Raw genomic sequence first — 12370 nt, forward strand, 5'->3', positions numbered from 1 at the left:
TGTCGGCCGCGTTTGCCGGTCGGCGCAGCATCCCAGATCATCTCGGGATCGAACCAGATTGTCAGCGAGCCTCGACGCTTGAGCGCTTCATTATAGGCTGGCCAGTTCCTGGTCTTGTAGGTCGGGGGTGTGGGTCTGCTCATGTCGTCCAGCTACCACGCTGGATTCACGACATGAATCCCTCACAGGATTTGTGCAACAGAGCCATCTGACGGGGAGATGGTTTCGTTTTCGAAATTTCTAAAATTTCGGGTTTGATGGTAGTTCCGTGGGCGCGGATACCGGGCACCGATGGCGATACCGCAAGGGCCGAACCAGCGGTGGTCTCTCGACTTCGTGTCGGACAGCCTCTCGGATGGCCGCCGGTTCCGGGTTCTCTGCGTCATCGATGACTTCAGCCGGGAATGCCTGGCCGCGGTCGTGGACACCTCGCTGTCGGGGCAGCGCGTTGGCCGTGAGCTTGACAGCATCGCCCGGGTGCGCGGCTATCCATGCATGGTAGTAAGCGACAACGGCACGGAGCTGACCTCGAACGCCATCCTCAAATGGCAGGAGGACCGCAAGGTAGAGTGGCACTACATCGCTCCAGGCAAGCCCATGCAGAACGGCTTCGTCGAGGGCTTCAATGGCCGCTTGAAGGACGACTGCCTCAACGAGCATCTGTTCGCCAACCTGCGCCATGCCCGGGAGTTGATCTCGGCATGGCGCATTGACTACAACCAACACCGCCCCCATACGAGCCTCGACGAGCTCACCCCGTGGGAGTATCACCAACGGTCATTAGCGGACCAAACCCTGAACAGAGCGAACTAAAAAACGCGGACACTACGGGGAGCAGGTCAGCGGTCATAGGATATTGCGCGTTTAATCTGTAACCACGAGGAAGGTACGTCTTGGGTCTTCGGATGGCTCGAACCGGTCGGGACTTCGCTGATGCTTCCCTACGTCCATTTCATCTTCGGCGGTTGATACGCTCTCATCCCCTCCAACAGGGTCTCTACTGTGTCGGAGCAAATGAGCATCTCCCGAAATTGGTGCTGCAAGAATGCATGTTCCACCATTTGGTCGATGAAGCCCATCAACGGGTCGTAGAAGCCATTGACGTTGAAAAACGCCACGGGCTTGGCGTGGAGGCCAAGTTGTCCCCAAACCCATTGTTCCGTGATTTCTTCCAACGTCCCGGCGTCCTCTGGCATGGCGATGAACCCGTCTGACAGATCGGACATTCGCGCCTTTCTCGTGGCCATGTCAGGGACGATCTTCAATTCGGACAGGTCAGGATGGAAGATTTCACGCGCGACCAGAGCTTCAGGCATGATCCCAGTGGCGCGACCTCCTGCCGCCAAACACGCATCAGCGATCTGGCCCATCAGTCCGACCTTGCCGCCACCATAGACAAGAGTGATGGACTGCCTTGCCAGAGCCGTTCCCAAGGCAATTGCCGCATCGGTGTATTCGCGTGCGTTTCCGGCGCTGGATCCGCAAAAGACTGCGATCTGCTTCATGTCGCGCACTCCCCGGTTCGAGAGTTCATGCGCAGCAACGCCAGTCCGAAGAGGAGCAGAACGGGCGCGGACAGACCAGCCAGAACCGTCCAGCGAACACCCACGTAGAATCCGCCGGACAAGAGCGAGGCCACCGATGACGAGACAGCGATGATCGTGTCATTCACGCCTTGAAATCGCGGACGGTCTTCATCGCTGAGGGTGGTCTGGAGCATGTGTGTTCCGCTGACGAAGCCGAAGTTCCAGCCAATCCCAAGTAGCACGAGCGAGCCGTAAAATTCAGGATCGTCAGGCCAGACCACGCGACGAGCGCCGAGAAAACAAGCAGCGCAATGCCCATGGCTGCGATCCGCCCCGCACCGAAGCGCTTGATGAGGGAGCCGGTGAAAAACCCCGGGGCAAACATTGCCACCACATGCCAGCGGATCACATCCGCCGCCTGATCGTCTGCAAAGCCACATCCGATCATGGCCAGAGGCGTCGGGACCATCAGAAAGACCATCATCGCCTGTGACAGTGCGGCTATCCCGATTGCCGCGGTGATGCGGGGATTTGCAGACAGCACCTCCCTCAACGGCATGGTTTTTCGCGAGGGCCGTGTCGCGGAATGCGCGCCCATAGAGAGGCCAAGGACAGGTAGGCTCCCTATAAGGCCGAGTGCTGCCATCGCCCCATAGGCGCCCGCCATGGGCGTGGGAGAGAGCGCGTCCTTGGACAGGGAAAACAGCTCCGGACCAATCAGCGCGGCAATCAGGCCGGAGGCCAAGGTCAGGGAAATCGCTTGCGGACGGAAATCGAGGCTCACAGCATCAGAAGCTGCGAAGCGAAAGTAATTCACACAAATCAATGCGCCGCCGAGGATGACATGGGCCACGCACAACAACGGGAAGCTTTGAACCACCAAGGCCAGCGCACCCAGAAGCCCACCTACGCAGAGCATGGCCGCCCCAAGCAGGAAACCCACCCGACGCCCAAAACGCCCCATGAACAGGGAGATGGGCGCGGCCACGAGAATGCCGGAAATCATCTGCGCCGATGGCGGAGCGGTCGCGAGCCAGCTTTGTGGCGCGAGCCATGCGCCCGCCAAGCCTCCCAGTATGATCAACATCGGCATGGCCGACCCGAGGATGATATTGCCCAGGAGGATCAAGATGAAATTTCTGGTCAGCATGGTAAAGCCCGTGTCCGTGTGAGGTCATGGCTCCGGTATAGGCGCTGGCGAAAATGGCGTTAATGACATATGATCATCAATTATGGACATAGCGCGCCACATTGACGTCTTGCTTTTCGACGACCTGAACATCTTGGATGTGGCGGGGCCCGTTCAGGCATTCGTCGCGACAAACCATGGTGGCGTCAGCCGGTACGAACTGCGCTACGTCTCGTTGGATGGACGCGCTGTCACGACGTCCTGCGGATTGCGCCTTCAGCCGGAAGATCGATTGGACCCCGAAGCGGATCGAGACCTTCTGATCCCCGGCGGGCCTGGCGTGGACCGAATGTTGCTCGATGAGAACCTTCGGAAAATCCTCATGTCGTGGCCAAACGCCGCCAATGACCGCAGGCTGATATCCATCTGCTCCGGCGCGTTGATACTCGCGGCTGCGGGCATCTTGGATGGGCGCATAGCGACGACACATTGGGGCAGAAAGGCGCAGGTTCTCTCGCATTTTCCCGCCGTCTCGTGGCTCACGGACGCGCTTTATCACATCGACGACCCGATCTTCACATCGGCGGGCGTCACATCCGGCATAGACCTGTCACTCGAGATGATCCGCCGCGACCACGGTGCGGCCGTGGCCCTTTCTGTGGCACGGGAATTGGTGGTCTACCTCAGGCGCAGCGGCGGCCAGAGCCAATTCACCGACATCCTCGAGGCGCAGTTCACGGATGATCCCGCGCTGTCTCGGCTCATCTCTGCCCTGCACGACACTCCCGGAGCGGATTGGACATTGGATAGAATGGCTGATGTCGCGGGGCTGACCTCGAGGACTTTGGTGCGCCGCTTTTCAGCCAAGACCGGCCAGACGCTCGTGAAATTCCTTGAGCGCTACCGGGTCAAACGCGCCTCGGATGCTCTGAGCGGAGGGTTGCCCGTTGGCCAAAGCATCGAAGTCGCAGGTTTCACCGATTTCCAGCAGATGCAGCGCGCATTCAAACGGCATTTGGGAACAACCGTCGGTTCCTACGTCGACAACTTCGCCACATAAGCCCGGGCGCATCGCAAATCATTGAAACCCGCGCTGAGGGGAGTCTTGCAAAGCCGAAGGCGGGCCATTCAAGCCCGCCTTCCTTTCTTTTTGTCTTTCCAGAACGGCGGCACGTCGCCGGCCATGATGCAGCCGTAGGGATCGATGTAGTCCTCGATCTCTGCCAGACCGTATCTCTCGATCTGGCGCACGACTCCCTCCGCCTTCTTGTACGACGATGGCAGTTCCGAGGCATCGACCGCGCCCGCGTGGAAGCGCACGTCGAGACCCGCAGTCTCCGCCTTCAGCATCTGCTCCGGCGTCACCGATCCCATCCGGCGGCGATGTTCCGAACGCGAGAAGTTGCGCCCCGCGCCGTGCGGACTGAACCCCAGCCCATGCGCGGCATCCTTCCCGCGCACCACCAGCACCGGCTCCGCCATGTTCAGTGGGATCAGCGTCAGGCCCGTTGCATCCGCAGCATACCCATCCCACGCCGGGGTCGCCCCCTTGCCGTGGTAATACAGGTCGCCCCGTTTGAAGACGAAGTTGTGCTCGTTCCAGAAGCGGTTGCCTACCTCGGCCCGTGCGGCCTCCACCGTCGCCTGATGAATGGCGTTGTGGTTGGCCTTCGTCCACTTGCGGATCAGTTGCAGCGCGGCCCAGTAGTCCTGCCCCTCCTGCCTATCCGCCGGAATCCAGGCGTTCTGCTTCGGCGTCGACGGCGAGAGTTCCTTGCGGAACCGCTCTGCCACCGCCATGCCGTTCTTGTACAAAACCGCCCCCGGCCCACGCGAGCCGTGATGGGTCACGATCGCCGTCCGCCCCGTCTTGCGCGAGCGCCCGACAAACAGGAAATGGTTCCCGTCGCCCTGCGTCCCCATATGCTCCTGCGCCATGCGCAGGCTCTTGGGATTGTTCAGGAAAGGGTTCTCGCGGAAGGCATCGAGCAGGCCCATGGACACGGTGAAGCGCTTGCCATTGGGGCGCCCGCCGGGGCCGAAATGCGTGACCGACTGCGCGGCGTCCAGAACGGCCTTCGGATCGGCATGGCCCAGATCGGTGATCATCACTGAACAACAGATGTCCGCCGAATGCATCCCCGGATGGATCGCGTTTCGCGCCGCAGCCACACCGCCGACAGGGATCGTGCCCACCGGCCCCGCCGGGCAGGCATCGGGCATGATGGCCCCGGCTTCGATGGTCGGCACGCGCATCAATGCGGTCATGGTCTGGCGCACCTTGGCAAGGTTGTCCTCTTCGTCCGCGTCGCCTGTTTCGATGTTCTCGTGAAAGGGCACCGCGCTGGTGGCGCGCAGGTCCATGGTCGGCGGGACCTCGGGGATCTCTCCCTCAAGCTCCATGCGGATCTTCACCAGCCCGAAGCCCTCCGCGCGCAGAGCATTGGCGCGGGCCAGAAGCTCCGGGAATTGCTTGCCCGGGCGATGCCCCCAGTCCTTGAGGTGTTCGCCGGTTACGGGATCGTATGTGGTTTCAGTCGTCATCATCATCTTCCTCGGTCGTCGGACGCGGGGACAAGGGATCGCAGGACAGTGAATTCCGCCACCGGGTTTTCCTCGTGGAACGTCCCGGGCCGGGTTTGAACCGGCACAGCCTTCTGACGAAGGCCCCGTCCCACGGGGGGAGGTGCGTCTACCTGTAGTCCTGCGGGCATTCCCCGCGCGTCCCGGCGACAAATCGGTCGTTTGCACGACCATGGAGAAACATCCCGGTCCCCGCCCCGCGACCCTTTGCAGGATCGCGTTTGCCGTATGGGCGCCAGCCAGGAGGGGAATTGAACCCCTCGGGTTATCCGGATTTGTGGAGCTGTAGTTCCTCCGGGCATTCGCCGGGACACTTCCTTTCGTTCTGCGTTTCAATCACTGGCTGGAAGGGCAGGATTCGAACCTGCAACCAACGGTACCAAAAACCGCTGCTCTGCCAATTGAGCTACCTTCCAAAATTGCCTCGGCGACAAGGCGTCAGACCGCGCTGTGCAAGGGCCGACATGGGGAAACATTCCTGCTCTACCACTGAGCTACGCGCCCTCAGTGTTTTGGTGGGCGCGGCGGGATTCGAACCCGCGACCTGGGAGTTAGAAGCTCTGTAGTTCCCCCGGCATTCGCCGAGACATGTCCTTTCGTTTGGTTGGGCGGACAAGAAAGATTGCGAGAGGGTTTGACAGGTTACAGCTGTACTCCCGCAGGCATTCCGCCCATTTTAGTTTGCCCCGTCATCCGGGCGGCGCACCGCCCGGACGCTTGTTCAAACCGCGATCTTCGCGATCTCGCGGGTCCAGTGGTCGCCCCCCGTGCGCCCCTGCGCAAAGTCGGCCACCTGCCGGAAGACGGCATCGGAGAAGCCGCCCACGTTCAGTACGTCCTTACGCGTCTGCACCTGCGTCGTCCCAAAGGGCGCGATGTCGATGCAGACGAGGCGGGCCTTGCGGTTGCGCCGCTTCAGACGCTCCCATTCGGCCATCATCGCCGTGCCCTGACCACCATTCCGGGCATCAACCCAGGACTGGTTGTCCGAGACGAAGACCAAGAGGTCCGGCGTGCGCCCCCGATCATTGAGCCACTTCAGCGGTGCGGAACAATTCGTCCCGCCGCCCGCCATCGTGGCCAGCTTCTCGGCGTTGGTCAGCACCGTGTCGCGCGCCCTGAGCTTGACATCGCGGACGTCAAACTCGAACGGCAGCACCGTGCAGCCCCGGTTCACCCGCAGGAAGGCCGCCGCCACCAAGGCCGCCGCATCGACGTGGCGCACCTTGGAGGAGGCGCCGGGGCGATACCCCGTCACCGGCCCCAGCATCGACCCGGACACGTCCGGGCAGACGACGACCTGACCACGCACCTTCGGCACGTTCTGCACCGCCAGTTCCATGGCATCGTGCAGCGCCTCGACGATGGCCAGAGGCATCTCCGGTGACACGTGCTGCGCCGCGACCATAAGCTGGTACGGGAAGGCACGCGCCTTGCGGATCGCCTCGGGGTCACGCAGCAGGGCCGCCACGTGATCGACGTTTTTCGTCACGTCGAAGACCCCGTGGCGCAGGAACATGTTCAGACCCTGCCGCACCATCTGCCACGACCCGTTGCGCGCCAGCCGCCCCCATTGGTGGGAGGTCAGCGGCAGTTGGGTCAGCATCTGGAACGGCACATCCGGCACGCTCCCCCTGCCCGACTTGTTGAAGGCCATCCAGTCCTGCACCGCCTGCGGCAGCAGCCGCGCCTCGCAGGGACGACCGACGATCCAGGCATAAAGCGCCTCACGCTCGCGCGTTTCAGGCTTCGGGTGGACCATCTTGATGACATCCGCCAGGGACGGGTCATTGCCGATGTTGGCCTGCAAAAGCGCCCGGTCGGACGCCGTGTTCAGCCAGGTCTGCACCATCGCCTTTGGCGCGGAGCCAAGCGATTTGCGTCCCGTGGCCCCCGAACGGATCACCTGCACGAAGGTCCGCAGCATCTTGCCGTTGTCGATCACGCGGCCAAAGACCGCGCGGAAGAGCGCCGGATCGCGCCGCGCCAGAACCGCCAGCAAGACCACTGGCATGTCTTTCATGTAGCCCTCGGTGCGGGCGTAGATCGCCGTCTGGGCGAGGATCATCGGATCGACGGTCTCCGCGAGGTCGACGACATACTCCAGTTCTTCGGCCGGGTCGGTGTAGAACATGCCGCCGAAGGTGCCGGTCATGGCCACCTGCGCGAGGGCATGTGCATCGGAATGGCGGTAGGCCGGCACGCCTTCGGCGTTCACAGCGGTTGCCTTGGCGAACCGGCCCTTGATCGATGCAAACACGGATTTGTTTGCCATTGTTTTCTTCCTTCTCTCTTCGGTGAGCCTGTTGTGCCATTGGGTGCGGCGGAGGCTGAGAGAAAAGTGAAATTCGAGCAAGCCGTTGATAGTTAACCGAAATATTCGGAATTGCGCAAATCACCCCCCAAGTATACGATCCAAAATTATAGCCGTATATCATCTTGGATAAGCGCATGAGAAACGTGGTCATCGGCTTCCTCGGCACCCAGCTTGATGCGGGCCGCAAGCGCAAGTGGAAGCCATCGCGCAGCCTGGTCGAACAGCAGGACTTCGAGGTCGACCGCTTCGAGTTGCTCTACGACCACAAGTTCAGCCGCCTCGCGCATGGTGTGGCGCAGGAGATGCGCGCCATCTCGCCGGACACCGAGGTCCTGCTGCAACGGCTCGACCTCGACGATCCGTGGGATTTCCAGGAGGTCTACGGCAAACTCTTCGACTTTGCCCGCGACTACGGCTTTGACGAGGACCGCGAGCGCTATCATGTGCATCTGACCACCGGCACCCACGTCGCCCAGATCTGCTGGTTCCTGCTGACCGAAAGCCGCCACGTCCCTGCCAAGCTGATCCAGACCGGCCCGCCGCGTGAAGAGGGCGAGATTGGCAAGTTCGACATCATCGACCTCGACCTGTCGCAATACAACGCGCTGCAGCAGCGCTTTGACCAGATGTCGCGCGCGTACAGCGACCAGCTGAAAGGCGGCATCGAAACCCGCAATCCGACCTACAACGCCCTGATCGACCAGATCGAATTGGTGGCAAGCAAATCCGACGCGCCGATCCTGCTGCTGGGGGAGACTGGAACAGGCAAGACCGAGCTTGCCGCGCGCATCCATAACCTCAAGCTGGACCGGCGGCGGGTGAAGGGTCGGATGGTGCATGTGAACTGCGCCACGCTGAACGGGCCGGACGCGATGGCAACGCTCTTTGGCCAGCGTCGCAGCCATACAGGGATCGCCGGAACCGAGCGTAACGGTCACCTGCGCGAAGCGGACGGCGGGACGCTGTTCCTTGACGAGATCGACATGCTGGGGCTGGACGCGCAGGCGGTGCTGCTGCACGCCATCGAGACGGGAACCTACTACCCGGTGGGATCCGACACACAGCGCTCCAGCCGTTTTCACGTCATCGCGGGCGCGGGCCGTGATTTGCGCAAACTGGCCGCAGACGGCCATTTCCGCCCGGACCTTCTGGCGCGGCTCGACACGTGGCGGTTTGCCCTGCCGCCGCTTCGGAAACGTCCCGAAGACCTCGCGCCCAACCTCGCTTTCGAGCTTGCCCGCTCCGAGCGGGAACTCGGCATCCAGACCGGCTTCAACACCGACGCGCGCGAACATTACCTGCGGTTTGCCAAAGACCCCGCGACACCATGGCCCGGCAATTTCCGCGACCTCTCCGGCTCCGTCCGCCGTCTCTGCACCCTCGCGCCGCGAGGCCGCATCACCCGCGCCATGGTGGATGATGAAATCGCCCGCCTGCGCGAAGGCTGGCACGATGCCACGGCGGACGAAGACCTTCGCCTCCTCGCAGATGTCATCGGCCCGGACTCCTCGGAGATCGACGCCTTTGACCAGTTCCAACTGGCCCATGTCATCCGCACCTGCCGCGCCTCCTCAAGCCTCAGCGCCGCCGGTCGCACCCTCTTTGCCGCCTCCCGCGCCCGTCGATCGACCACCAACGACGCCGACCGATTGAAGAAATACCTCGCAAAGTTCGGCCTGAGCTGGGACAGGGTGACGGCCTCCTGACGTTGCACCTCCGAGGACCGGCCCGGACCATCACTTGAGACCGGATTCAATGTTACTCACGGCCCAATGCTGCCATTCGTCGGGTTGACTATCGCTGTTGTGCAGCTTCCCCAAACCGGCCGTCGGCGGCATCGCGCAGCATGATCTGGCAGGCCAAGGTCGGGGGAGCGGATTTTGCTGCCGATCCGAAGATGAAAATGAATGTCAGTTTCACCGTGTCAATTGAGCAAGCCTTGCCCCCAGCGAGAAGAGAACTAACGCGAGAGCCCGCCACGGTGCCAGACTTCCTTGCTTGCGTTTGTGTCCTGTGGTTGTCTTCCCAGACCGAGCAGGCGGCGTTGGATTTACAGAGGTGAGTGAATCAGTCGTTATCGTCGAAGAAGAAGAATGTGAGTAGAGTGGATGAAACCCTATACGCGGTCAATCATCGAGCTGTTCGATGGCAAGAAGCGATTTCTAATACCTCTGTATCAACGGCAGTACGCATGGAATGTCGGATCCCAAATCCCGCTTCTATGGGAAGATATTGAGCGCATAGCCAAGCGCATAGATGAGGACCGTTTGTCAGTGGTTCCACATTTCATGGGCGCAATGGTCATAGGGCAGATAAAGACTTTTGGGAAGCAGGTTCAGGCTTTTGAGATCATTGATGGCCAACAGCGGCTGACAACATTCCAAATAGTTTTGGCGGCACTGAGAGACGTGGCTGAGGAAAGTGGATCAAGATATGCTTCAGAGCTGCAGAAATATCTTTTGAATGATGGGGTGATGGAGCACCCCGAAGTCGAACGATTTAAGCTTTGGCCATCGTTGATGGACAGAAGGTCATTCACCGGAATAGTCGATCCTGAAGCAGAGATAGAAGACTCTTTGCCGAAGCAACGAGATGATGGTTTCGTAAAGAAATCGGTACTTGCCCACGAATACCTGAAAGACGCCATTAGAAATCATGTCGCTATTGACAATGTTTTTGATGAGCATCGCTTTGAGACGATATTCGAAGCCTTGAAGGATGGTTTGGCTATTGTATCAATCGAGCTTGAAGGGGGCGATGACCCTCAAACCATATTCGAAACGCTCAACAGTCGCGGAGTGGAGCTTTCGCCGGGTGACCTTATGCGCAACTTCATCTTTCAGCGCGCGAAAGGCATGGGCCAGGTCGAAGGGTCGCTCAATGTAGACAAGCTCTATGAAGAGCACTGGCTGCCACTGGACAGGCCCTTCTGGTCACAGGTTGCTTCCAGAGGCCGACAGTCACGCGCAAGACTTGATTGGTTGCTCACCGATCACCTGTCGATGAACATCGGCAGCCTTGTCTCCATTGAGAACCTTTATGATAGCTATCGACGCTGGATCTTGAACGAGCGGCCATTTCCAAGCGTTGTTCCCGAGCTGGAAGCGATATCCGCATCGGCCAAGGTAGAAGAACGCTTGTTCGAGCAAGGCAAGTCGGACCCCCTTGGAGACTTTGGTCGCTTCGCTCATGCATTTGATGTTTCAACTGTTTTGCCGCTGGTGCTTTATTTAGCCACCGAGGCAAACCTTGGTGATCGTCTGCCTGAGGCCCTTTCCATTCTAAAGAGCTATATTTTGCGGCGTGACATCTGTCGCCTCACGACAAAAAACTACAATAAGCTCTTTGTTGGCCTCATTCCTAAGCTGCGTGAAGCAGCAGGAGATCAGATTGAATCCCTTTTTGCAAGCCTGTCTGAGCGTGAAAGCGATATCGACAGGTGGCCGGATGATGAGGAGTGGAATATTGCGTGGATGACGCGTGATCAGTACAGTCCAGCCCGTCAAAATCGCTTGAACTATCTGTTCGAAATTATTGAATCCGAGTTGCGGAGTGATCGCAATGAGGACATCGAAATAAAATCAGCTTTGACAATCGAACACATTATGCCGCGCAAATGGCAGGAAGCATGGCCGCTCCCGGGATACGAAGGTGTAGATACTATTGACGATTTTGACATGGAGTATCGATCAATGATGCTCCGCCGAAGCAAAGTGGTCGACACCATTGGGAACCTTACGCTTTTGACACAAAAGCTTAACTCCAGCGTATCCAATGGCCCTTATGCTACCAAGATGCCTGCCATCCGCGCTCATTCAAGTCTGGCATTGAACCGTGACTTGAACGAATGGAGCCAGTGGGATGAAGACGCAATACAGCAGCGCGCTGAAATGCTTTTCAAGGCAGCTCGACGTGTCTGGATTGCTCCAATCCGGCAGGAAGGATTTTTCAAGGACTCCGATTCGACCAATGACATCAATAACGGCTCACGGTCTGGATTGCCAGAAGATGGTACGCGATGCGAGTTCACCTACGGCGGTCAGTTGTATCGCGGGGTCATTGAGAATGGTCAGCTTGTCGTTGAAGGATATAACACGCTGTTCGGCACATTCTCCGGGGCATCGCGGACCATCACGAGAACAAGTCGAAACGGCTGGAACGATTGGTATCTCGATTTTGGCGATGGACAAAAGATTTTGGCAGACAGTTGGCGCAAGTCATAGCAGCCAAAACTTCTGACAGATTAAGGTAAACGGATGGACCGCTACTTTGATCCTATCATCCTGTTCGACCGATAGTCGGGAGAGCGGACTTTCGTTCAATGCCCAGCATCAGGCGATATGGGCGCGGGGTCGACTTGCGGCATCGCAGAGGACTTCACGGTTTCCGGTGAATGTGGATGTCTGCTTTCAATGTTGCGCCTTGACCGCTTCGCGCCTGCGGAGAAGGTTAGCTTCCCGCCCCGACCATCGGCTCCGTCGCAAACGGCCCAGAGCCGACCTTAAGCATCAGATCAGGATGCCGCGGCGCGGCCCGTCGAAGTTGCCGTTCGCCGCGCTTGCAAACCCACGCGACCGTCGGAGGTCCGCATTGCGGGAGACCTCACACAGGCTCTGTTGCACAAATCCTGTGAGGGATTCATGTCGTGAATCCAGCGTGGTAGCTGGACGACATGAGCAGACCCACACCCCCGACCTACAAGACCAGGAACTGGCCAGCCTATAATGAAGCGCTCAAGCGTCGAGGCTCGCTGACAATCTGGTTCGATCCCGAGATGATCTGGGATGCTGCGCCGACCGGCAAACGCGGCCGACA

At 59.7% G+C, this 12370-nt stretch carries 7 protein-coding genes, 1 tRNA gene and 3 pseudogenes; 5 read left to right on the plus strand and 6 right to left on the minus strand.

The genetic code is table 11. The features are described from left to right. Positions 1-143: pseudogene (locus ACP16H_RS26095) on the minus strand (IS5/IS1182 family transposase); the annotation flags it as partial. A gap of 124 nt (positions 144-267) precedes the next feature. Here ACP16H_RS26095 and ACP16H_RS26100 point away from each other — a divergent pair. Next, positions 268-813 (plus strand): annotated as a pseudogene (locus ACP16H_RS26100) (IS3 family transposase); the annotation flags it as partial. Between the two features lie 128 nt (positions 814-941). Here the strand turns inward: ACP16H_RS26100 and ACP16H_RS26105 are convergent. Both ACP16H_RS26105 and ACP16H_RS26110 read right to left on the minus strand, forming a co-directional pair. Beyond that, positions 942-1505 (minus strand): TIGR00730 family Rossman fold protein, encoded by a 564-nt coding sequence (locus ACP16H_RS26105; RefSeq protein WP_425075070.1) that lies wholly within the window; start codon positions 1503-1505, stop codon positions 942-944. Between the two features lie 163 nt (positions 1506-1668). Continuing rightward, positions 1669-2676 carry an MFS transporter gene (locus tag ACP16H_RS26110; protein WP_425075071.1) on the minus strand — a complete coding sequence of 336 codons (1008 nt, stop codon included), beginning with the start codon at positions 2674-2676 and terminating at the stop codon, positions 1669-1671. Between the two features lie 82 nt (positions 2677-2758). Here ACP16H_RS26110 and ACP16H_RS26115 point away from each other — a divergent pair, with 82 nt between their 5' ends. After that, the gene (locus ACP16H_RS26115; protein WP_425075072.1) at positions 2759-3715 is read left to right on the plus strand and encodes a GlxA family transcriptional regulator; all 957 of its coding nucleotides are present in this window, start codon (positions 2759-2761) and stop codon (positions 3713-3715) included. 68 nt (positions 3716-3783) lie between these two features. Here the strand turns inward: ACP16H_RS26115 and ACP16H_RS26120 are convergent, their stop codons facing one another. The 3 genes from ACP16H_RS26120 to ACP16H_RS26130 form a co-directional block, all read right to left on the minus strand. Next, on the minus strand, positions 3784-5199 hold the full coding sequence (locus tag ACP16H_RS26120; protein ID WP_425075073.1) for an RtcB family protein: 1416 nt from the start codon (positions 5197-5199) through the stop codon (positions 3784-3786). A 379-nt stretch (positions 5200-5578) separates the two neighbouring features. Next, positions 5579-5654, minus strand: a tRNA-Gln gene (locus tag ACP16H_RS26125). A 305-nt stretch (positions 5655-5959) separates the two neighbouring features. Next, positions 5960-7513: a vWA domain-containing protein gene (locus ACP16H_RS26130; RefSeq protein WP_425075074.1), complete on the minus strand. Its 1554-nt coding sequence runs from the start codon at positions 7511-7513 to the stop codon at positions 5960-5962. A 176-nt stretch (positions 7514-7689) separates the two neighbouring features. On the opposite strand from ACP16H_RS26130, the gene rtcR reads away from it, so the two are divergent. The 3 genes and pseudogenes from rtcR to ACP16H_RS26145 all read left to right on the plus strand — a co-directional run. Continuing rightward, a complete protein-coding gene (gene rtcR / locus ACP16H_RS26135; RefSeq protein WP_425075075.1) occupies positions 7690-9261 on the plus strand; it encodes an RNA repair transcriptional activator RtcR in 1572 nt (523 codons plus the stop codon). Positions 9262-9663: 402 nt separating this feature from the next. Then, on the plus strand, positions 9664-11778 hold the full coding sequence (locus ACP16H_RS26140; protein WP_425075076.1) for a DUF262 domain-containing protein: 2115 nt from the start codon (positions 9664-9666) through the stop codon (positions 11776-11778). Positions 11779-12227: 449 nt separating this feature from the next. Beyond that, a pseudogene (locus ACP16H_RS26145) lies at positions 12228-12370 on the plus strand (IS5/IS1182 family transposase); the annotation flags it as partial.

Origin of the sequence: Sagittula sp. S175 (genome assembly GCF_049800975.1) — a bacterium.
Taxonomy (GTDB): Bacteria; Pseudomonadota; Alphaproteobacteria; order Rhodobacterales; family Rhodobacteraceae; genus Sagittula.